General features: G+C 69.2%; 22 protein-coding genes and 1 tRNA gene. 10 read left to right on the top strand and 13 right to left on the bottom strand.

Translation table 11 applies throughout. From position 1 onward, the window contains the following. Positions 1-160 precede the first annotated feature (160 nt). Genes J7495_RS06335 through J7495_RS06345 form a run of 3 tightly spaced genes read right to left on the bottom strand, consistent with a single transcriptional unit; the run spans position 161 to position 3,359 of the window. Entirely contained in the window at positions 161-1,186 is a 1,026-nt protein-coding gene (locus J7495_RS06335) for an AAA family ATPase (RefSeq protein ID WP_294055489.1), read from the bottom strand. Positions 1,187-1,190: 4 nt separating this feature from the next. Further along, on the bottom strand, positions 1,191-2,702 hold the full coding sequence (locus tag J7495_RS06340; RefSeq protein WP_294055491.1) for an XrtA system polysaccharide chain length determinant: 1,512 nt from the start codon (positions 2,700-2,702) through the stop codon (positions 1,191-1,193). 12 nt (positions 2,703-2,714) lie between these two features. After that, positions 2,715-3,359 (bottom strand): XrtA/PEP-CTERM system exopolysaccharide export protein, encoded by a 645-nt coding sequence (locus J7495_RS06345; protein ID WP_294055493.1) that lies wholly within the window; start codon positions 3,357-3,359, stop codon positions 2,715-2,717. 251 nt (positions 3,360-3,610) lie between these two features. On the opposite strand from J7495_RS06345, the gene J7495_RS06350 reads away from it, so the two are divergent. The 4 genes from J7495_RS06350 (at position 3,611) to J7495_RS06365 (ending at position 6,462) form a co-directional block, all read left to right on the top strand. Further along, on the top strand, positions 3,611-4,711 hold the full coding sequence (locus J7495_RS06350; protein ID WP_294055494.1) for a DUF47 family protein: 1,101 nt from the start codon (positions 3,611-3,613) through the stop codon (positions 4,709-4,711). Positions 4,712-4,724: 13 nt separating this feature from the next. Beyond that, positions 4,725-5,738: an inorganic phosphate transporter gene (locus J7495_RS06355; RefSeq protein ID WP_294055496.1), complete on the top strand. Its 1,014-nt coding sequence runs from the start codon at positions 4,725-4,727 to the stop codon at positions 5,736-5,738. 4 nt (positions 5,739-5,742) lie between these two features. Next, a complete protein-coding gene (locus J7495_RS06360; protein WP_294055498.1) occupies positions 5,743-6,003 on the top strand; it encodes a hypothetical protein in 261 nt (86 codons plus the stop codon). An 87-nt stretch (positions 6,004-6,090) separates the two neighbouring features. Next, on the top strand, positions 6,091-6,462 hold the full coding sequence (locus J7495_RS06365; protein ID WP_294055500.1) for a hypothetical protein: 372 nt from the start codon (positions 6,091-6,093) through the stop codon (positions 6,460-6,462). On the opposite strand, the gene J7495_RS06370 is transcribed toward J7495_RS06365, so the two are convergent. Then, positions 6,459-7,673: a pyridoxal-dependent decarboxylase, exosortase A system-associated gene (locus J7495_RS06370; RefSeq protein ID WP_294055845.1), complete on the bottom strand. Its 1,215-nt coding sequence runs from the start codon at positions 7,671-7,673 to the stop codon at positions 6,459-6,461. The genes J7495_RS06365 and J7495_RS06370 overlap by 4 nt on opposite strands. A gap of 17 nt (positions 7,674-7,690) precedes the next feature. Then, on the bottom strand, positions 7,691-9,298 hold the full coding sequence (locus tag J7495_RS06375) for an acyl-CoA ligase (AMP-forming), exosortase A system-associated (protein ID WP_294055501.1): 1,608 nt from the start codon (positions 9,296-9,298) through the stop codon (positions 7,691-7,693). A 61-nt stretch (positions 9,299-9,359) separates the two neighbouring features. Here J7495_RS06375 and J7495_RS06380 point away from each other — a divergent pair, with 61 nt between their 5' ends. Genes J7495_RS06380 through J7495_RS06390 form a run of 3 tightly spaced genes read left to right on the top strand, consistent with a single transcriptional unit; the run spans position 9,360 to position 11,118 of the window. Continuing rightward, positions 9,360-9,641 carry an acyl carrier protein gene (locus J7495_RS06380; protein ID WP_294055503.1) on the top strand — a complete coding sequence of 94 codons (282 nt, stop codon included), beginning with the start codon at positions 9,360-9,362 and terminating at the stop codon, positions 9,639-9,641. Further along, complete coding sequence (locus J7495_RS06385) at positions 9,638-10,336, top strand: hypothetical protein (protein ID WP_294055505.1); 699 nt, start codon at positions 9,638-9,640, stop codon at positions 10,334-10,336. Before J7495_RS06380 ends, J7495_RS06385 begins: the two co-directional genes overlap by 4 nt. Continuing rightward, positions 10,324-11,118 (top strand): hydrolase 1, exosortase A system-associated, encoded by a 795-nt coding sequence (locus J7495_RS06390; RefSeq protein WP_294055507.1) that lies wholly within the window; start codon positions 10,324-10,326, stop codon positions 11,116-11,118. Before J7495_RS06385 ends, J7495_RS06390 begins: the two co-directional genes overlap by 13 nt. A gap of 116 nt (positions 11,119-11,234) precedes the next feature. Here J7495_RS06390 and trxB read toward each other — a convergent pair whose 3' ends face one another. Together trxB and J7495_RS06400 are read right to left on the bottom strand one after the other, a co-directional pair. Beyond that, positions 11,235-12,206 carry a thioredoxin-disulfide reductase gene (gene trxB / locus J7495_RS06395; RefSeq protein ID WP_294055509.1) on the bottom strand — a complete coding sequence of 324 codons (972 nt, stop codon included), beginning with the start codon at positions 12,204-12,206 and terminating at the stop codon, positions 11,235-11,237. 213 nt (positions 12,207-12,419) lie between these two features. Further along, positions 12,420-12,563, bottom strand: a complete 144-nt coding sequence (locus J7495_RS06400) for a hypothetical protein (protein WP_294055511.1) — start codon at positions 12,561-12,563, stop codon at positions 12,420-12,422. Positions 12,564-12,738: 175 nt separating this feature from the next. Here J7495_RS06400 and J7495_RS06405 point away from each other — a divergent pair, with 175 nt between their 5' ends. After that, on the top strand, positions 12,739-13,143 hold the full coding sequence (locus J7495_RS06405; protein ID WP_294055513.1) for a DUF2147 domain-containing protein: 405 nt from the start codon (positions 12,739-12,741) through the stop codon (positions 13,141-13,143). Between the two features lie 9 nt (positions 13,144-13,152). Here the strand turns inward: J7495_RS06405 and J7495_RS06410 are convergent. The 3 genes from J7495_RS06410 to J7495_RS06420 all read right to left on the bottom strand — a co-directional run bounded on the left by J7495_RS06410 (position 13,153) and on the right by J7495_RS06420 (position 15,702). Then, positions 13,153-13,229: transfer RNA gene (locus J7495_RS06410), tRNA-Met, on the bottom strand. A 65-nt stretch (positions 13,230-13,294) separates the two neighbouring features. Further along, the gene (locus tag J7495_RS06415) at positions 13,295-13,780 is read right to left on the bottom strand and encodes a 2'-5' RNA ligase family protein (protein ID WP_294055515.1); all 486 of its coding nucleotides are present in this window, start codon (positions 13,778-13,780) and stop codon (positions 13,295-13,297) included. A gap of 17 nt (positions 13,781-13,797) precedes the next feature. Continuing rightward, positions 13,798-15,702: a potassium transporter Kup gene (locus J7495_RS06420; RefSeq protein ID WP_294055846.1), complete on the bottom strand. Its 1,905-nt coding sequence runs from the start codon at positions 15,700-15,702 to the stop codon at positions 13,798-13,800. A gap of 233 nt (positions 15,703-15,935) precedes the next feature. Between J7495_RS06420 and J7495_RS06425 the strand changes: the two genes are divergently transcribed. Then, positions 15,936-16,346, top strand: coding sequence for a glyoxalase superfamily protein (locus J7495_RS06425; protein ID WP_294055516.1), 411 nt, complete (start codon positions 15,936-15,938; stop codon positions 16,344-16,346). A gap of 131 nt (positions 16,347-16,477) precedes the next feature. Here the strand turns inward: J7495_RS06425 and J7495_RS06430 are convergent, their stop codons facing one another. Next, positions 16,478-16,945 (bottom strand): Lrp/AsnC family transcriptional regulator, encoded by a 468-nt coding sequence (locus J7495_RS06430; RefSeq protein ID WP_294055518.1) that lies wholly within the window; start codon positions 16,943-16,945, stop codon positions 16,478-16,480. 138 nt (positions 16,946-17,083) lie between these two features. Here J7495_RS06430 and ald point away from each other — a divergent pair, with 138 nt between their 5' ends. Next, the gene (gene ald, locus J7495_RS06435) at positions 17,084-18,187 is read left to right on the top strand and encodes an alanine dehydrogenase (protein ID WP_294055520.1); all 1,104 of its coding nucleotides are present in this window, start codon (positions 17,084-17,086) and stop codon (positions 18,185-18,187) included. Between the two features lie 102 nt (positions 18,188-18,289). On the opposite strand, the gene J7495_RS06440 is transcribed toward ald, so the two are convergent. Together J7495_RS06440 and J7495_RS06445 are read right to left on the bottom strand one after the other, a co-directional pair. Then, positions 18,290-18,997, bottom strand: a complete 708-nt coding sequence (locus J7495_RS06440) for a tetratricopeptide repeat protein (RefSeq protein WP_294055521.1) — start codon at positions 18,995-18,997, stop codon at positions 18,290-18,292. Then, a complete protein-coding gene (locus J7495_RS06445) occupies positions 18,994-19,407 on the bottom strand; it encodes a cytochrome c-type biogenesis protein (protein ID WP_294055522.1) in 414 nt (137 codons plus the stop codon). The genes J7495_RS06440 and J7495_RS06445 overlap by 4 nt, the downstream gene beginning before the upstream one ends. Positions 19,408-19,409 lie beyond the last annotated feature (2 nt).

The raw sequence follows: 19,409 nt of genomic DNA on the forward strand, positions 1-19,409 counted from the left end.
AGACGGCGAAATGACGCGCCGTGAAGTCAGGACCCGCCTTCTCAACCGTCATCCCGGCGAAAGCCGGGACCCAGGGCCACGAGCGATGCCCTCCGCAACCCTGGGTCCCGGCTTTCGCCGGGATGACGGTTGAGAAGGCGGGTCCTGACTTCACGGCGCGTCATTTCGCCGTCTCCCCATAGCCATAATAGCTGCCGAAACGCCGGCCCCCCGGCTGGTACGAAACGCTGTTGAGCACGAGCTGGATATGCTCGCAGGCGTCGAGCATCTGCACCGCCTCGCGCACGTCGGACTCGCTCGTGCGGTCGGCGCGGACCACCAGCATCACCTGCCCCGCGATCAGCGCGAGCACCGAGGCAGGCGACGCGGCCAGCGCGGGCGGCGAATCGAAGATCACGATGCGGCGCGGATTGGCCGCGGCGAGCCTGTCGAGGATCGCGCGGGCGCGAGCGCTGGCGAGCAGCTCGGTGTCCATGTGCGTACGCGTGCCGGCGGGCAGCAGCGAGAGCTGCGGCACGTCGGTGTCGATGATGCAGTCCTCGGCGTCGGCGACGGCGCCCGAGAGCACATCGAGCAACCCCGGCCCCTCGGCGATGCCCAGCCGCGCGAGCACGTCGGGCTTGGCGAAGTCGGCATCGACGAGGAGGATCTCGACGTCGGTCTCCGCCGCCATCGAGAGCGCGAGGTTGATCGCGCAGAAGGTCTTGCCCTCGTCGGGCTGTGCCGAGCAGACGAGCACCATCCGCGCGCGCTGCTGGTCCGCGCCCGCCACCTTCTGCGCGGTGAGGATCAGCTGGCGCTTCACCATGCGGAATTCCTCGGCGAGCGGCGTCACCGACGCGCCCGGCACGATCATCCCCGCGGCGGCGAGCTTCTCGCGGTCGATCGCGGCGCGACGTCGGCCGATCGGCTCGTGCAGCGTCAGCGGCTCGACGGGTTCGGGAGCGATCGCGCCCACTTCTTCGTCATCCCGGCGAAAGCCGGGACCCAGGGCCACCGGCGACACGGCTTGCTGCCCTGGGTCCCGGCTTTCGCCGGGATGACGGGCAGAAGATGCCGCAGCCGGCGCAGGCGCAGCAACGGGCGCCGGCGCCTCGGGCAGCTTCGGCGCGGGCATGTAATGGAACTGCTCGGCAGCGCGCTCGAGCAGCGAACCCTTGAGGCGGCGGGGAGTCTCGTCGTTCATCGCGTCACGCCCCCAATCCGCGCTGGAGGATGTCGACCCCGAGCAGCCCGACCCAGGCCACGCCCAGCGCCACCACGCCTCCGGCAAACAAGGTCAGCCGCTTGCGCCGCGCCGCGAGCTGAGCCGAGGTCACCACTTCGCCGATCGATCCGATCACCGGCAGCCCACTCGCCTTCTCGAGCTTCGACGCGACCGAATAGGTCGTCTTGAGCTTGCCGAAGACAAACGCCGCCGCCACCCCCGCGCCGAGCCCTGCGATCAGCACCGCCGTCAGCAGCAGCGTCCGGTTCGGCGCGGTCGGCGCGCGCGGCTGGGTCGGCGGGTCGATCACGCTGAACTTGAGCGCGTCGGTCTGGGTCTGCGCCGAGCTCTGGATGCGCACCTGCTCGCGGTCCGCCAGCAGCTTGTCATACTGGTCCTTGAGCACCTGATATTCGCGGTCGATCTGCGACTGCTCCGCCGCCTGCGCCGGATCGGCGTTCATCGCCGCCTGGAGCCGCGCCAGGTCCGCTTCGAGCGAGGATTTCTTCTGGGTGAGCGCCGCCATCTGCGCGACCTTGTCGGCGCGCATCGACTGGAGCGTGAGGTAGAGCGGGTTGTTCGCCCCCGCCGCGCCGCCATAGCTCGGCTCGCGCGCCGCGGCGGCCTGCGCCTGGGCGAGCTGCGAGCGCAGCGCGATCATGTCGGGGTGGTTGTCGGTCCAGCCGCGGCCCCTGGCTTCGGCAATCTGCCCCTGGATCGCCGCGAGCCGGGCATGCGCCGGGCCGCTTGCGACCGGGCCGCCCGCCGTCGCGACGGTCGGCGGGGTGCCGGCCATCTGGGCATTGACCGTGCCGAGCGCGCTCTGCGCCGCGGCGAGGTCCGAATTCACCTGCCCCAGCTGGCTCTGCGCGGCCGAGATGCGATCGGTCAGCGAGCCCGTCCCCGGCAGCCCGCCGAGATAGCGCGCCTGGAAGTCGGCCTTCTTGTCCTCGGCGTCCTGCAACGCCTTCTGCCGCTCGGCGAGCTGGGCGTCGAGGAAGGTGAGCGACTGGCTGGTCTGGTCGCGGTCGTCGGCGAGATTGTCCTCGACGAAGATGTCGATCAGCTTCTGCCCGATCTGCTTCGCCAGCTTGCCGCTGCCCGCGGTGACGGTGATCTCGAAGAGATTGTCCTGCTGCGCGGTGAGCTTGATCATCGCCTGCAGCGCCGCGACCCGGTCCGCGACGTCGCGGTCGTTCGAGACGGTGCGCGCGAGGTCGGTGCCCTTCACCACCTTCACCAGGTTGACCGAGCTGGTCAGCGTCTGGCGGACGCGGTCGAGGTCCTTCTGCTGCTCGGCGAGGTTCGCGCCCTGCGTCGGCAGGATCGCGCGATACTGGACGAACACCCGCGCATGCGATTCATAGCGATTGGGCATCTGCGACACGACGAACCAGCCCGCGAGGCACACGCCCCAGGCCACCGCCAGCGCCAGCCAGCGCCGCATCCACACCGCATGGAGCGCGGCGCGCAGTTCGTCGTAGAGGCTCCCCATCCCCGGCGGCCCTCAGAACATGCTTTCGGGGATGATGATCACGTCGCCCGGCGCGAGCTGGACGTTCGCGCGCGTATCGCCGTTCTTGAGCAGGTCCGACAGGCGCAGGCGATATTCTCGCTGCTGCCCGGTGCGCGGGTCGACGCGGACCAGCCGCGCGCGGTTGCCCGCGGCGAATTCGTTGAGGCCGCCCACCGCGATCATCGCGTCGAGCACGGTCATGTTGGCGCGGTACGGGATCGACGCCGGCTTCTCGGTCGCGCCGACGACGCGGATCTGCTGGCCGGTGGTGCCCGCGAAGCTCTTCACGATCACCGAGACGATCGGCTCCTTGATATATTCGCCGAGCGCGTATTTCAGGTCGTCGGCGAGCATCGCCGGCGTCTTGCCCGCGGCGGGCATGTCGGCGATCAGCGGCGTGGTGATGCGGCCGTCGGGGCGCACCTGGACCTCGGCCGAAAGCTCGGGATTGCGCCAGACGAAGACCTGGAGCTGGTCGAGCGGCCCGATGACATATTCCTCGCCCGGCCCCTCGCGCCCGGCGACGAAGGTCGCGGGCGGCAGCTCGGGGCGCCCGCCACCGCTCGCGCAGCCGGAGAGCAGCAGCCCGAGCAGCGCCGGTGCGGCAAGGATCTTGGCCAGGGAATCGAAACGCATGCGTCAGGGCCTCCAGGCCGGAACGGGCATGCGCCACCGACGTCTCGGCAGCACCCTTTCCGGGATCAGGCACGGCTATGCGTGTGAAGGGGTAAATATTGCGTTAGGTTTTCCGAGAAACCGCCCCACCGGGCGATCGACTATACTTTCGGAGCGCCCCATCCCGCTTGCATTGGATGGACGCTAGCCTGTAACGCACGCGCCCATCCCCGACGGTCCCGGAGTCCGCCCCCATTCGCCAGATCGCCGCCTTGCCCTATCGAACCGAAGGCAATGCGATCGATGCGCCGGTGCGGATCCTGCTGGTCACCTCGCGCGAGAACAAGCGCTGGGTGATCCCCAAGGGCAATCCCCCGCAGGGCGTATCGGCACACAGCGCCGCCGCGCTCGAGGCCGAGGAGGAAGCGGGCGTCCGCGGGCTCGTCTGCCCGACGCCGCTCGGTTCCTACCGCTACCGCAAGCGCCGCCGAAACGGCGCCTCGCTGATGGTCGACGTCGACGTCTTCCCGCTGGCGGTGCGCAGCGAGCTTCCCGACTGGAAGGAACGCGCCGAGCGCGAGCGGCGCTGGTTCAGCCTCGCCGAGGCCGCAGCCGCGGTCGAGGAGCCCGACCTGCGCGACCTCATCCGTTCCTTCGGCCCCTCCGAGTTCAAGGCGGCAACGCAGCGCTACGGCCTGCTGACCGCCGTCGCCCAGAAATCAAAGGTAACCAACATGTTCGCGTGGTTTCAGCGGCTCCTGCCCAAAACGGGCAATTTCTTCGAGATGTTCGAGGCGCACGCCGTCACCGTTGTGGCCGGCGCCGATGCGCTGTCGCGGCTGCTCGACGACGGCAGCGCCGACCATATCCGTGAAGTGATCGAGCGCGAGCACGACGCCGACGAGATCATCCGCGAGATGCTGCGCACCGTGCGCGAGACCTTCCTCACCCCGTTCGACCGCGGCGCGATCACCAGCCTGATCGGCTCGATGGACGACGCGATCGACGAGATGCAGGCCGCGGTCCAGGCGATCGATCTCTATGAAGTCACCATCTTCACCCAGGAGATGAAGGACATGGCGGCGATCATCGTCGATGCCGCGCGCCTCACCGCCGAAGCGATGCCGCTGCTCCGCGACGTCGCGCGCAACGGCGCCCGCCTCCACGAGCTCACCGAGCGGCTGGTGCGGATGGAGAGCCATGCCGACGAGATCCACGCCGCCGGCCTCAAGCGCGCGTTCAAGGAGCTGGGCCCGCACGACGCGCTCCAGTTCGCCGTCCATCGCGAGCTCTACAAGCATCTCGAGCGGATCGTCGACGCCTTCGAGGATGTCGCGAACGAGATCGACGGCATCGTGATCGACCACGCCTGAGCGGCCCGGAGCGATGCACGACCTCGCCCTGCCGCTGCTGATCGGCCTCATCCTCGTCGCGCTGGCGTTCGACTTCCTCAACGGCCTCCACGACGCCGCCAATTCGATCGCCACCGTCGTCGCGACGCGGCTCCTGAAGCCCGTCCATGCCGTCGCCTTCGCGGCGGCGTTCAACTTCGCGGCCTATTTCCTCACCATCGCCTTCCCCTCGCTCCACAAGGTGGCCGACACGATCGGCCAAGGGCTGATCGACAAGAACCTGATCACCCCCGCGGTGGTGTTCGGCGCGCTGGTCGGCGCGATGTTCTGGAACGTCGTGACCTGGCTCAAGGGCATCCCCTCCTCGTCGAGCCATGCGCTGGTCGGCGGGATGATCGGCTCGGGCGTCGCGCACGCGGGCTTCACCGGGGTGAAGTGGGCAGGGCTCAACAAGACGCTGATCGCGATCGTCCTCTCCCCCACCATCGGCATGATCCTGGCGATGCTGATCATGCTCGCGACAAGCTGGCTGTTCATGCGCGCCAGCTCGCGCGGCGCCGAGCGGAGCTTCCGCGCGCTGCACCTCGTCTCCTCGGGCGCCTATTCGCTGAGCCACGGCCTCAACGACGCGCAGAAGACGATGGGGATCATCACCGTGCTCCTCTATTCGACCGGCTATCTCCACGGGAAGTTCGAGGTGCCGCACTGGGTGGCGGTGAGCTGCTACATCGCGATCGCGCTCGGCACGCTCAGCGGCGGCTGGAAGATCATCGAGACGATGGGCTCGCGGATCACCAAGCTCTCGCAGCACCAGGGGTTCAGCGCTTCGCTCGGCGGCTCGATCGTGCTGTTCACTGCGTCCTGGCTCGGCATTCCGGTCTCGACCACGCACACGATCACCGGCGCGGTGATCGGCGCGGGCACCGCACGGCGCGCCTCGGCGGTACGCTGGGGCGTCGCGAGCAACGTCGTGGTCGCCTGGATCATCACCATCCCCGCCTCCGCCGCGGTCGGCGCGCTCTTCTACTGCCTGACCCGGTTGTTCTGACCGGATGGGGGCGGAGGAACTGGCCGAGCTGCTGATCGCGCTGGACCTCCTCGCCATGGCTGCCATGTTCTGGTCGCTGGTGCTCCGCCGCTGGCGAGCGACCGCCGGCGCGGCGCTGATCCTCGCCGGCTCCTGGCCGCTGCTCCACCTCGCACTCGCCGGCGAGCTCCGGCTGGGGCCATTGCTGCTGCTGGCGGCGGCGCTGCTCGGCGGTGGAGCGCTGCTCGTCGCCGACTTTGCGGGCGAGCGGCGCGGCCGCGGCTAGGCCGGCTCGAACGCCCTCGCATCGATTCGCACCCTGTTAACGCCACCCCGGTATCGTCCCCGTAACGACCGCGTCGAGGGGACAACGATGCAGCACGCCGCCACTGCCAAGGGGATGGGCTCGACCCTGTCCGACCGCGACTTCGCCGACCAGTTGCTAGACCGGATCGACCGCGGCGACACCGAAGGCGCGCTCGCGTCGATGGCCGCCTGCCCCGAAGCCTTCGCCGAGCAGGTCCACGATACGCTGCTGCTCGCCTTCTGGTCCGATGGCGTGATGGGCGATCCCACCGACCTCCCCGATTGCGCGCTGCTCGCGCTGGCGCTGCTGCTCGGCGCGAGCGGACGGCGGCGCGCGGTGGGCGTCTTCCTCGACGAGGTCAGTCACGACCGCGATGCCGAATGGTTCCGTGCCCCCGCCGCGCTGATCGCCGCGCACTACGCCGAGGGTCGCGCTTAGCCCGCCACCACCTCCATCACCGGCGGGTGACCCAGGAACGCCGCCGGGCTCGCGCTCGCGCCGTATGCGCCCGAGGCGAATACCGCGATCACGTCGCCCACTTCGGCGCGCGGCAGCGCCACGCGGTCGGCGAGCCGGTCGAGCGGCGTGCAGAGCGGCCCGACCACCGACACGACTTCCTCGACCGCAGCGCCGATCCGCCCGGCCACCGCCACCGGATAGTTGCGCCGCACCACCGTGCCGAAATTGCCGGTCGCGGCGAGATGATGGTTGAGGCCGCCGTCGACCACCAGAAAGACTTCGCCGCCGCTCTCCTTGCGGTCGACCACGCGCGCCAGATAGATGCCCGCCTCACCGATCAGCCAGCGCCCGAGCTCGACTGCGAAGCCGCTCCCCGAGAGCACGCCAGAGCGCCGCACCAGCGCCTCGCCCAGCGATGCGCCAATCGCTTCGACATCCACGGGCTCGTCGCCAGCGAAATAGGGGATGCCGAAGCCGCCGCCCAGGTTCACCAGCGGCGGCTCCACGCCCGCATCCTGCGCGAGCCGTGCCGCCAGGTCGATCGTCGCCGCCTGGGTCTCGATGATCGCCATCGTGTCGAGCGATTGCGAGCCCGCGAAGAGGTGGAAGCCGCGCCACTCGGCGCCGGACGACACGATCCGTGCCACGAGCGCGGGCACGCGCTCGACATCCACGCCGAAGGGCGAGGGCCTCCCGCCCATCTTCATCCCCGAGCCCTTGAGCTCGAAGTCGGGGTTCACCCGCACCGCCAGCCGCGGGCGCTCGCCGAGCCGGTCGCCGATCGCGATCGCGCGCGTCGCCTCGCCTTCGGACTCGAGGTTGAGGGTCGCGCGGGCGCGGATCGCGGCCTCGAGTTCGATGTCGCGCTTGCCGGGTCCGGCGAAGCTGATGTGGCGCGGGTCCTTCGCCGCCAGCGCCTTGGCCAGTTCGCCCGCCGACGCGACGTCGAGCCCGTTCACCAGCGGCGCGATCCGGGCGAGCAGCGCCGGCAACGGGTTGGCCTTCATCGCATAGTGGATGTCGACCTGCGCCGGGAGTGCGGCGCGCAGCCGCGCGATCCGGGCGGAAACCACGGTCATGTCATGGACATAGGCCGGCGTGCTGCCCGCCGCCTCGATCCAATGCTCGAAGCCCTGGCCGGCGATCGTCAGTGCGCCTCCGCCCGCGAACTCGGGCGGGATCGGCCCCATCGGCTTGGCAGTAATCGTCACGCCCCCTCCTTTTCTTCGTCATCCCGGCGAAAGCCGGGACCCAGGGTCACGAGCGACGTCGCCTGCTGCCCTGGGTCCCTGCTTTCGCCGGGATGACGGTCAGGGAGAACTTCAAGTGAAGCCCGCAGCCCCGTCCGGTCGAGCTTGCCGTTGGCGTTGCGCGGCAATGCCTCGACCCAGACGAAGCGCCCCGGCTGCATGAACGCCGGCAAGTCGCGTCGCAACCGTGCGCGGAGATCCGCCTCGCGCCCGCCGTCGCCGCGCGCCACCACGACGATCGCCTGGCCGAGCCGCGGATCGGGCACGCCGAACGCCGCGGCTTCCACCGTCTCGCCGCCCGCGAGCACCGCTTCCTCGACTTCGGTCGGGCTGATCCGGTTGCCCGCCGACTTGATCATCTCGTCTTCGCGCCCGACAAAGCGGAGCAGCCCGTCTGCCCCCTCCACCACCGTGTCGCCCGACCACACCGCCATGCCCCCGCTCGCCGCGAAGCCCGGTGCGGGGCGGAAGCGCAGCGCAGTCCGCTCTTCGTCCTGCCAATAGCCCCGTGCGACCAGCGGCCCGGCGTGGACCAGTTCGCCCGGCTCGCCCGGCGCAGCGCGGCTGCCGTCGGGGCGCACCACCATCACGTCGGCGAAGGGGATCGCCCGCCCGATCGAATCGGGATGCGCATCGACCAGCGCCGGATCGAGATAGGTCGAGCGGAACGCCTCGGTGAGCCCGTACATCGGGTAGAGATCGGCGGCCGGGAACTTCGCCCTGAGCGCGCGCACCATCGCCGGGGTGAGCGCACCGCCGGAGTTGGTCAGCCGCCGGACGCTCGCCGCCACCGCCCCGGGCCACTCCGCCTCGAGCAGTTGCACCCACAAGGGCGGCACGCCCGCGATGCTCGTCGCGCCGAAGCGCTCGACCGCCTTCACCACGTCGCGCGCGGTGAGATAGTCGAGCGGGACCACGCGCGCGCCCGCCGCCCAGGTCGAGAAGAGCTGGTTCTGGCCATAGTCGAAGCTGAACGGCAGCACGCCGAGCACGCGATCGTCGGGGCTGACCTTGAGGTAATGCGCCACGCTGATCGCGCCGAGCCACAGGTTCGCATGGCTCAGCATCACGCCCTTGGGCCGCCCGGTCGATCCCGAGGTGTAGAGGATCGCGACCAGTGCCTCGGGATCGGCGTCCGACGGCGCCATCGGCTCGCCCGCGCCCAGTTCCTCCTCGACCACCAGCCGGCACTCGGCGGGCATGTCCCCCGGCTCGAGCGCCTGCGTCCGCGGCCCCTGAGTCACCAGCATCCGGGCGCCGGAATCGGCCAGGATATGCGCCACCTGCGCGCGCTTGAGCACCGGGTTGACCGGCACATGCACCAGCCCCGCCCGCGCCGCCGCCAGCGGCATCAGGCAGGCGGTGCGCGTCTTGGGCAGCCAGCTCGCCACCCGCTCGCCCGCCGCCAGTCCCTGCGCGCGCAGCCAGCGGGCCAGCCCCGCCACCGCCGCCTCGAGCCCGGCATAATCGAGCGTCCCCGCCCGATCCTCCAGTGCGACGGCGCCGCGTGCGCCTCTCAGGGTCAGGTGATCGATCGGCTGGGGAACGGGGTCAAGCGGGACCATGTCCACGAGCATAGTCTTGGCAGCGCCCCCGCCAACCCCTAGGGGAGCGCAAAATTCCGTTATGGAGTGGCAATTGCAGCCCCAAGGGTCGCTCGAAGTCGAGTCCATCGTCCGCGACGTGCTCCGGGACATTCTCGGGCTGAGCGAGGCGCGCGCCGCCGCGTTCACGGCCGACACGCCGCTGTTCGGCGCGCTCCCCGAGCTCGATTCGCTCGCGGTCGCCAATGTGCTGACCGAGCTCGAGGACCGGCTCGGCATCCGCATCGACGACGACGAGGTCGACGGCGAGATGCTCGAGAGCTTCGGCGCGCTCACGCGTTTCGCGGCGGCCAAGGCGGGATGATCCTTTCCTATGACTGGGCCGGCGGGCGCGAGGCGATGCTGCGCTTCGGGCCGCTGGACGGCCCGGTCGTGGTGGCGCTGCCGCCGCTGTTCGAGGAAGCCAACCGGATGCGCGCGACGCTGGTCGCGATGCTCCGCGCGCTTGCCCGCCAGGGGATCGCCAGCCTGCTCCCCGACCTGCCCGGCACCGGCGAGAGCACGGTCCCGCTCGCGGACGTGACGCTGGCGACGTGGCGCGAGGCCTTCGCCGGCGTGCTCGCCGCGGCGGGACGGCCGGCGCACGGCCTGTCGGTCCGCGGCGGCGCGCTCGTCGAGGCGGGCGCGGACCTGCGGAGCCGCTGGCAGCTCACCCCCGTCGACGGCCAGGACCTCGTCCGCGACCTCTTCCGCATGCGCGCGATCGCCGATCCGAACACGCCGCGCGACTTCGATCCGCTGGCGCCAAGCCCCGAGGGGCCGCCGGTCGAGCTTGCCGGCAACCGGATGCCGCGCCCCTTGCTCTGCGAGCTGATCGGCGCGACGCCGCAGGTGGGCGGCGCGACGCGCGTCGCCCGCCTCGGCAAGGACCGCCGCATCGCCGACCTGGCACTCCCCGACACGCCGCCCTGGCGTCGCGCCGAGCCTGGCCAGGACCTGCCGCTCGCCGAGACGCTCGCCGCCGATCTCGCCGCCTGGATCAGGTCATGCGGCGGCTGATCGTCTTCCCCTGCGCCGGCGAGACGTTGTTCGGGACGCTCGACGAAGCCGAGGGCGACACCGGGCTGCTGATCGTCTCGGGCGGCAGCGAAGTCCGCATGGGCGCGCACCGCGGCATGGCCGAGCTCGCCGCGCGGCTGGCCGGGGCGGGCACGCCGGTGTTCCGCTTCGATCGCCGCGGCGTCGGCGATTCCTCGGGGCAGGACCAGGGCTTCGAAGCGAGCGCCGAGGATATCGCTGCCGCATCCGCGACGTTCGCAGCCGAAATGCCGCACCTGCGTCGCATCGTCGCCTTCGGCAATTGCGACGCGGCGACGGCGCTGGCCCTCTACCATCGCGGTGCCGGGATCGACGGGCTGATCCTCGCCAATCCCTGGGTGACCGAGGACAGCGACGCCCTGCCCCCCGCCGCCGCGATCCGCGCGCGCTATGCCGAGCGGCTGCGCGATCCGCGCCAATGGCTGCGGCTGGCGACGGGCGGCGTGGATTTATTGAAGCTCGGCAAGGGCTTGTCGAAGCTCTCGAAGAGCGGATCGCAGCCCCGTGCCCTTGCCGAGCGCATGGCCGAAGCGCTGGCGGGAGCGGATGTGCCGGTCACGCTGCTGCTCGCCGCGCGCGACAATACCGCGATCGCCTTCTACCAGCATTGGCACAGTCCCCTGTTCGAAGCCGCGCGCGCGAAGGTGCGCTACGACGCGATCGACACCGCCAGCCACAGCTTCGCCGGCGAGGCCGACAAGCAATGGCTGTTCGAGCGCATCAGGATGGGGTTGATCCCCTAAGGTCGCCCCGCACCCCTGACCGTCATCCCGGCGAAAGCCGGGACTCCGCGGCCGCGAGCGACGCCCTACGTAACCCTGGGTCCCGGCTTTCGCCGGAATGACGATTCAGTGGGCAATCACCCCGCGTGCGCGACCACGGTCTCGAAGTCCGCCTCGGCCAGGAAACGCTCGGCATCGAGCGCCGCCATGCAGCCCGTGCCCGCCGCGGTCACCGCCTGGCGGTAGACCTTGTCCATCACGTCGCCGCAGGCGAACACCCCCGGCACGCTCGTCCGCGTGCTGCCGGTCTCGACCTTGATGTAGCCGTCCGAATCGAGCTCGACATGGCCGCGGAACAGCTCGGTCGCCGGATGGTGGCCGATCGCGACGAAGCCGCCGTCGACTTCGATCGTCGAGAGCTCGCCCGTCCCGGTGTCGCGCAGCTCGATCCCGACCAGCCCCGCCGTCCCGCCGCCGTCGACGAAGCGCTCGACTGCCTTGTTCCACAGCACGTTGATCTTCTCGTTGGCGAAGAGCCGCTGCTGCAGGATCTTCTCGGCGCGGAACGAATCGCGGCGGTGGATCACGGTCACGTCATGGCTGTGGTTGGTGAGGTAGAGCGCTTCCTCCACCGCGGTGTTGCCGCCGCCGATCACCGCGACCTTCTTGCCGCGGTAGAAGAAGCCGTCACAGGTCGCGCACGCGCTCACGCCCTTGCCCTTGAGCAGTTCCTCCGAATCGAGCCCCAGCCACTTGGCCTGCGCGCCGGTGGCGATCACCAGCACGTCGCCGAGATAAACGGTGCCGCCGTCGCCGACCATGCGGAACGGACGCTGGGTCAGGTCGACCTCGACGATCGTGTCCCACATCATCTGCGCGCCGACATGCTCGGCCTGGGCCTGCATCTCCTGCATCAGCCAGGGGCCCTGGATCACGTCGCGGAAGCCCGGGTAGTTCTCGACGTCGGTGGTGGTGGTCAGCTGCCCGCCGGGCTGGATGCCCTGCACGACGATCGGCGCCAGGCCGGCACGCGCGCCATAGATGGCGGCGGTGAGCCCGGCAGGGCCCGAGCCGAGGATGAGCATGCGAGTGGAATGGGTGGCGGTCATGGATTCGTCCGAAGCCTCAGGAGCCGCGCATCTAGGAGGAGCGCGGGCCGGAGCGCAACATGGGTTGCGCGAGGCCGGGAACAAGCGTCGCCAGGTTCAGTCTTGATAGGACCGCGCAAAGCGCAGCTATCGGCCTTCTCTCGAAACTCGCGAAAGAGCGAGTTCTGAGGCGGCACCGGCCCGATGCGCCGTGAGGCGCATCCAAAAACAGCGTCAGCGGTGGAGCACGAACCAGAGCAGCACGCCCCAGAACAGCATCGATCCGGCGACCACGATCGCCAGCCCGCCGCCCGGCGGCAGGCTCGATGCGTCGTCGCGCTCGATCACCGTGAGCGGAGGCTCACCCGGAAGCTTCATCTCACCCTCCCATCCCCAGGCAAGCAGTTTCCGATAAAATGCTTGTGGAAACATTGCCGCAACAGTTGGGGATTCTCCGGGCTCGCGCGTCCTCTCCGATGCTGCATGATCCCAGGCTGGCCCGAACCGCGTCCGCCGGGTACCAAGCCAATGACGCATCCCACGGAGACCCCGCATGATCCCCGCCTTCGCCGCGCTGCTCGCCCTTGCCTTCACGCCCCAGGCCGATCCGCAGTCGGTGGTCGGCGTGTGGCGCACCAACGATGGCAATGCCGACGTGAAGGTCGATCGCTGCGGACAGAAGATGTGCGGCACGGTGCTGCGCATCCTCAATCCCAAGGCGCCGAAGACCGACACGCAGAACCCCGACGCATCGCTGCGCAACCGCCCGATGGTCGGGCTCGTGGTGCTCAGCGGTTATCAGTGGAAGGACGGCGGCTGGCAGGGCGGCAAGGCCTATGACGCCAAGAGCGGCAAGAGCTACAACAGCTCGATCGCGGTCGGGAAGGATGGCAAGCTCGGCGTTACCGGCTGCGTGATGTTCATCTGCCAGACGCGCTATTGGACGCGGGTGAAGTGACGGCGCCGATGGTAGCGGAGGAGGGACTTGAACCCCCGACACGCGGATTATGATTCCGCTGCTCTAACCAACTGAGCTACTCCGCCCCAAGGCGTCGCGGCGAGGCCTTGGCCCCGGCGAGCGGGCCACATAGGTCGGCGCGTCCGGGCGGTCAAGCGAACATGTGACGCGAATGCGCCTCCCATGGCCCGCCGCGATACCACCAGCTCGCCAGCCCGGCGATCTTCACCGCTCGCGGCACGATCGAGGCCCGGAGTTCGGCCTTGGCCGCGAGCGCGACCTGGCGCGGGACATTGTTCTGCAGCGTCACGTGCGGCACCCAGCCGGCGCGGTCGTGCGGGATGAGCAGTGGCGCGAAGGCCTGGGCGATCCGGTCCCGGATCGTCTCGAGCCCGTGCGACTCGATCCGCAGCGCGACCCCGTCGTTCAGGTCCATCACCCCCGCCAGCCGCGCCGCCGGTGCCGGCACCCCGCGCGTCTCGGCGTTCAGCCGCCGCTTGAGCTCGTCCGCGACCGACGGCGGCAGGTGGCTCAGCATCGTGACATGCGCTTGCACGTGATTGTGGTCGAGCGGATAGTAACGCCCGCGCAGATCGTTGAAGAAAGCGAAGTCCTCGTGCCCGAACAAGGCGGTCACGATGAGCGGAACCCCGCTCAAATCTCGACCTGGCTGCCCAGCTCCACCACGCGGTTGGTCGGCAGGCGGAAGAACTCCATCGCGCTTTCGGCGTTGCGCAGCATCCAGGCGAACAGCTTCTCGCGCCAGATCATCATCCCCGGCCGCGACGAGGGCAGCAAGGTCTGGCGCGCGAGGAAGAAGCTGGTCTCCATCATCTTGAACTCGGCGCCGCACTCGCTGACCTGCTTGAGCGCGGACGGCACGTTCACTTCCTGCATGAAGCCGTAATAGAGCACCATCCGGTGGAAGCCCTTGCCGAGATCGTCGATCTTGTAGCGCTTCATCTCGGGCACGAACGGCGAATCGGTGATCTTCACGGTGAGCAGGATCACGCGCTCGTGCAGCACCTTGTTGTGCTTGAGGTTATGGAGCAGCGCCTGCGGCACGCCGTCGGGCGTCGAGGTGAGGAACACCGCGGTGCCGGGCACGCGGCTCGCCGAGTTTGCGGCCGAATCGATGAAGATCTTGATCGGCATCGCGCTCTCGCGCAGCCGCTGCATCATCAGCATCCGCCCCTTCGCCCAGGTGGTGAGCAAGGTGAAGATGATGAAGCCCACCATCAGCGGGAACCAGCCGCCGTCGGGCACCTTGGTGAGGTTCGCCGAGAAATAGGCGAGATCCACTGCGAAGAAGATGGCGAGCAGCGGCAGCGCATAGCGCTTCTTCCAGTTCCACAGGTGGAACAGCACCACCGCGAGCAGGCAATTGTCGATGAACATCGCGCCGGTGACCGCGATGCCGTAAGCCGCGGTGAGGTTCGACGAGGTCTGGAAGCTCAGCACCAACAGGATCACCATCACCATCAGCGCCCAGTTGATGACGGGGATGTAGATCTGTCCGGCGGTCGAGGCGCTGGTATGGTCGATGCGCAGCCGCGGGATGAAGCCCAGCTGGATCGCCTGCTGCGTCACCGAGAAGGCGCCCGAGATCACTGCCTGCGACGCGATGATCGCCGCCATCGTCGCCAGCACCACCAGCGGCAGCTGCAACGCATCGGGCGCGAGGTTGTAGAAGGGGCTGACCAGCGCGGTCCGGCCCTCGCGCATCAGCAGCGCGCCCTGGCCCATATAGTTGAGCGTCAGCGCCGGCAGCACGAAGAACAGCCAGGAGACGCGGATCGGGTTGCGCCCGAAATGCCCCATGTCGGCGTAGAGCGCCTCCGCGCCGGTCACCGCCAGCACCACCGAGCCGAGCGCGAGGAAGGCGTGCAGCGGATCGCGCCAGAAGAAGGTGACCGCATGGTGCGGCGAGAGCGCGGCGATGATCGACGGGCTCTGGACGATGCTGATCACGCCCAGCGTCGCGATCACGGTAAAGTAGAGCAGCATGATCGGCCCGAAGAACAGGCCGACGCGCGCGGTGCCGGTGCGCTGGATCGAGAAGAGCAGGATCAGGATCACCACGGCGATCGGCACCACCAGCCCGCCGAAGCCGGGAGCGGCGACCGCGATGCCCTCGACCGCCGAGAGCACCGACACCGCCGGCGTGATCATCGAATCGCCATAGAAGAGCGCCGTCGCGAACACGCCGAGCAGCACGATGCCAGCGGTCCAGCGCTTCTGCCCGGCGCGGCCCGAGATGAGCGCGAGCAGCGCCAGGCTACCGCCCTCGCCCTTGTTGTCGGCGCGCATGATGACGGTGACGTACTTCAGCGTCACCACCGCCATCATCGACCAGAACATCAGGCTGATCACGCCCATGATGTTGAAGGTGTCGAGCAGCAGGTAATGGTGCCCGTGGAAGGTCTCGCGGAAGGCGTAGAGCGGGCTGGTGCCGATATCGCCGAAGACGATGCCGATCGCGCCGAGCGCGAGCTTCAGCACGCCGTCGTGCGTATGGTCGTGCCCGGGAACATGATCCTGGGCCGGCGCGGTTTCGATATGGGCTGCAGTCACTGGCGGAGCGATCGCGCCGGAGCTGATGGAACGGACCTTGTCATAGCGGCCCTGATGCTCGTCTCCATGGGTGGCGCGCCGTTAGCACGTGCAACATGCGCCCGCAACGACTTCCGCCGGGGCCCTGTCGAGACGCTCGGGAACGCCATGGGGTTCCTTGATCTGCTGCGGGGAAAGCGCATGCTCGACCCACCGACTCGCGCCGCAGGAGCCCGCCCATGCCGAACATCGACTCGCGTCAACTGACGCTCGGCACCGCGACTCCGATCCTGTTCGTCCGCGACGTGACCGCCGCCGCAGGTTTCTACCGCGACAGCCTTGGCTTCGCGATCGACTTCCTTCACGGCGAGCCGCCCTTCTATGGCGCGGTGTCGCGCGGAGCCGCGTGCCTCCACCTGCGCCACGTCGGCCGCCCGAACTTCGCCGAGCTCGCCGCGCGCGAAGTCTCGCTGATCCTCGCGACGGTGGAAGTCAGCGACGTGAAGGCGCTGTTCGCCGAGTTCGAGTCGCGCGGCGTCGACTTCGCCCAGCCGTTGGTGCGCCAATCCTGGGGCGGCACCGACTTCCAGGTCCGCGACCCGGACGGCAATGCGATTTCCTTCGTCGAATTCGGGGCGGCGGCGGGCTGACAGGAGACACGCCAACCCTGAACCGTCATCCCGGCGAAAGCCGGGACCCAGGGTTACAGAGGACATCGCTCGCGGCCCTGGGTCCCGGCTTTCGCCGGGATGACGGCGTTGTTCGAGGCCGAGCGCGCTCGCTACCGCCCGGCAAAGATCGCGTCCGCCTCGCTCCGCGTCGGCACCGATCGCAGCACGAAGCTCGAATTGATCGTCACCACCCCCGGCAGCCGCCCCAGCTTCTCGCGGTGCAGCCGCTCGTAGTCGTCGAGGTCGCGGCAGAGGATCTTGAGCCGGTAATCCTGCCCGCCCGAGACCAGCGCGCATTCCACCACCCCGTCGATCGCCGCCACCGCGCGCTCGAACTGGGCGAGGTCCTCCTCGACCTGCGTCCCCAGCGTGATGTCGACCAGCGCGGTCACCCGGAAGCCCAGCCGCCGGTGCCCCAGCCGCGCCGCATAGCCGAGCAAATGCCCCGACGCCTCGAGCGCCTGGATCCGCCGCGTGCACGCCGACTGCGACAGTCCCACCTGCTCGGCGATCTGGCTCACCGATGCCCGCGCGTCCGCTCCAAGCCGCTTGAGGATGGCCGCATCGATTCTGTCCATTGCGCATGATTGACCGAATATAGGGATACCTCGCAAGGATTTCATGCATCAACCCATCCAAGGCCGAATGATTTTGCAGAGATTCGCACGGCCGCCTTGGGGTAACCATATGCGCATCCAGACCTTAGGAGAGGTTTCATGCGCATCGGCGTTCCCAAGGAAATCAAGAACCACGAATATCGCGTGGGGCTCACCCCGGCTTCGGTCGCGGAGCTCGTCCACGCGGGTCACCAGGTGCTGGTCGAGACCAAGGCCGGCATGGGCATCGACTTCGACGACAGCGCCTACACCGCCGTCGGCGCGACGATCGCCCCCGATGCCGCTGCAGTGTTCGCCGGATCGGACATGATCGTGAAGGTCAAGGAGCCGCAGCCGCAGGAGATCGCGCTGCTCGAGCCGCGCCACACGCTCTTCACCTACCTCCACCTCGCCGCCGACAAGCCCCAGGCCGAGGGCCTGATGGCCTCGGGCGCGACCTGCATCGCCTATGAGACGGTGACCTCCAACTCGGGCGCCCTCCCCCTCCTCAAGCCGATGAGCGAAGTCGCGGGGCGGATGTCGATCCAGGTCGCCTCGCACTATCTCGAGAAGGAACAGGGCGGCCGCGGCGAGCTGCTCGGCGGCGTGCCGGGCGTGGCGCCGGCGCGCGTCGCGATCCTCGGCGGCGGCGTCGCGGGGATCAACGCGGCGCAGATCGCGGTCGGCCAGCGTGCCGACGTCACGATCTACGACATCAACAACGATCGCCTCGCCGAGCTCGACCTCCATTTCGGCAGCCAGATCAAGACGGCCTATGCGAGCAAGGCGGCGGTCGCCGAGGCGATCCAGCGCAGCCAGGTGGTGATCGGCGCGGTGCTGGTGCCGGGCGCCGCGGCGCCCAAGCTGGTGACCAGGGACCAGCTCAAGACGATGATGCGCGGCTCGGTGCTCGTCGACATCGCGATCGACCAGGGCGGCTGCTTCGAGACCTCGCGCGCCACCACGCACGACAATCCGGTCTATGAGATCGACGGCGTGATCCATTATTGCGTGGCGAACATGCCGGGCGCGGTCGCGCGCACCTCGGCCTTCGCGCTCAACAATGCGACGCTGCCCTTCGTGCTCAAGCTCGCCAACCAGGGCGCCGAAGCCGCGATGCGCGCGGACAGGCACCTGGCGATGGGGCTCAACGTCTCGGGCGGCAAGATCCGCCACGAAGCCGTGGCCGGCGCGCTGGACCTGCCGTTCGAGGCTTGGAGCTAACCCCCTCTCAAAAAATCGTCATCCCGGCGAAAGCCGGGACCCAGGGCCGCAAGCGACGTCCTCCGAAACCCTGGGTCCCGGCTTTCGCCGGGATGACGGCTGTTATTGGCTATTCCCCACCATCTCCGCCGAGCCATTCGCTTCAGCCTCCGGCGCCGGCTCGGCCGCCGGCATCGCCTGCCCGCTCGCCTGTGCGATGAACGCGTCGAGCTTCGCCAGTTGTTCCTCCAGCGCCGGCCGATAGCCCACCCCCACCGGCGTGAGCGCCACCGCCTTCGCCCATTCCGCCCGGGCCTCGGGATATTGCCCCATGCGGATCAGCGCGAGCCCCAGGAAATAATGCGGCCCCGGGTGGTTGGGCGCGATCGCGATCGCCCGGTCGAACGCCGCGCGCGCCGCGGGGGTGATCATCCCGCCGTCCTTCTCGGCCATGGTATAGCCGAGCCAGGTCCACAGCGAGAAGTCGCCCGGGACCTTGCGCACCGCGCCGAGCATCGCCTGCGCCGCATTCTCGGGCGATCCGGCGCGGACCATCGCGTCCGCTACCAGGAAATAGCTGTACGACTGGTTGAACCGCCCGAAGAGCTGCTCGCGCATCGCCAGCAGGTCGGGGTCGGGCTCATGGCCCTTGCTCTCCTCGCTCGCCGCCGGATGGCCCTCGATCGTCGGGCTGCCCTGCCAGACATAGCCCGTCGCGGCGAGCGTCACCGCGGTCGCCGGGATCATCCACATCCGCGCCGGAAAGCGCAGCAGCGCGAGCAGCACCGCCGCGGCGATCGCGATCGCGATCAGCATCAGCCAGCCGCTCACGGCTCCTCCCCCTGCTCCGCCGGATCGCCCTTGCCGAAGCTCCGCCGTGCGATCAGCAGCCCGGCGACGAGCAGCAGCAGCGGCGCGATCCACAGCGGCGCGGTCAGCCAGCTGAACGGCGGGTCATAGGTCACATAGTCGCCGTAGCGCTGGACGAGCCAGTCGCGGATATGCTCGGGCTGCTCGCCCGCGGCGATGCGCTGGCGCACCAGCGCGCGCATGTCGCCCGCCATTTCCGCGTCCGAGTCGGCGATCGACTGGCCCTGGCAGACGAGGCAGCGCAGCGTCTCCATCAGTGCCTTGGCCTCGGCCTCCTGCCTGGGGTCGGGCAGCTGGGTGTCGGCCAACCTCGCGGGCGGCAGGTTCGAATCGGCGAAAGCGGGCGCCATCGCCAGCAATAATGCCGTCATCC

The sequence above is a fragment of the Sphingomonas sp. genome (assembly GCF_017745215.1).
Classification (GTDB): domain Bacteria; phylum Pseudomonadota; class Alphaproteobacteria; order Sphingomonadales; family Sphingomonadaceae; genus Sphingomonas.

Bases quoted from the DNA above. Each gene is read 5' to 3' on its own strand.
- J7495_RS06335 (WP_294055489.1), bottom strand. From the start codon at position 1,186: ATGAACGACGAGACTCCCCGCCGCCTCAAGGGTTCGCTGCTCGAGCGC.
- J7495_RS06340 (WP_294055491.1), bottom strand. From the start codon at position 2,702: ATGGGGAGCCTCTACGACGAACTGCGCGCCGCGCTCCATGCGGTGTGG.
- J7495_RS06345 (WP_294055493.1), bottom strand. From the start codon at position 3,359: ATGCGTTTCGATTCCCTGGCCAAGATCCTTGCCGCACCGGCGCTGCTC.
- J7495_RS06355 (WP_294055496.1), top strand. From the start codon at position 4,725: ATGCACGACCTCGCCCTGCCGCTGCTGATCGGCCTCATCCTCGTCGCG.
- J7495_RS06360 (WP_294055498.1), top strand. From the start codon at position 5,743: ATGGGGGCGGAGGAACTGGCCGAGCTGCTGATCGCGCTGGACCTCCTC.
- J7495_RS06365 (WP_294055500.1), top strand. From the start codon at position 6,091: ATGCAGCACGCCGCCACTGCCAAGGGGATGGGCTCGACCCTGTCCGAC.
- J7495_RS06370 (WP_294055845.1), bottom strand. From the start codon at position 7,673: ATGGGGCCGATCCCGCCCGAGTTCGCGGGCGGAGGCGCACTGACGATC.
- J7495_RS06375 (WP_294055501.1), bottom strand. From the start codon at position 9,298: ATGGTCCCGCTTGACCCCGTTCCCCAGCCGATCGATCACCTGACCCTG.
- J7495_RS06380 (WP_294055503.1), top strand. From the start codon at position 9,360: ATGGAGTGGCAATTGCAGCCCCAAGGGTCGCTCGAAGTCGAGTCCATC.
- J7495_RS06385 (WP_294055505.1), top strand. From the start codon at position 9,638: ATGATCCTTTCCTATGACTGGGCCGGCGGGCGCGAGGCGATGCTGCGC.
- J7495_RS06390 (WP_294055507.1), top strand. From the start codon at position 10,324: ATGCGGCGGCTGATCGTCTTCCCCTGCGCCGGCGAGACGTTGTTCGGG.
- trxB (WP_294055509.1), bottom strand. From the start codon at position 12,206: ATGACCGCCACCCATTCCACTCGCATGCTCATCCTCGGCTCGGGCCCT.
- J7495_RS06400 (WP_294055511.1), bottom strand. From the start codon at position 12,563: ATGAAGCTTCCGGGTGAGCCTCCGCTCACGGTGATCGAGCGCGACGAC.
- J7495_RS06405 (WP_294055513.1), top strand. From the start codon at position 12,739: ATGATCCCCGCCTTCGCCGCGCTGCTCGCCCTTGCCTTCACGCCCCAG.
- J7495_RS06425 (WP_294055516.1), top strand. From the start codon at position 15,936: ATGCCGAACATCGACTCGCGTCAACTGACGCTCGGCACCGCGACTCCG.
- J7495_RS06430 (WP_294055518.1), bottom strand. From the start codon at position 16,945: ATGGACAGAATCGATGCGGCCATCCTCAAGCGGCTTGGAGCGGACGCG.
- ald (WP_294055520.1), top strand. From the start codon at position 17,084: ATGCGCATCGGCGTTCCCAAGGAAATCAAGAACCACGAATATCGCGTG.
- J7495_RS06445 (WP_294055522.1), bottom strand. From the start codon at position 19,407: ATGACGGCATTATTGCTGGCGATGGCGCCCGCTTTCGCCGATTCGAAC.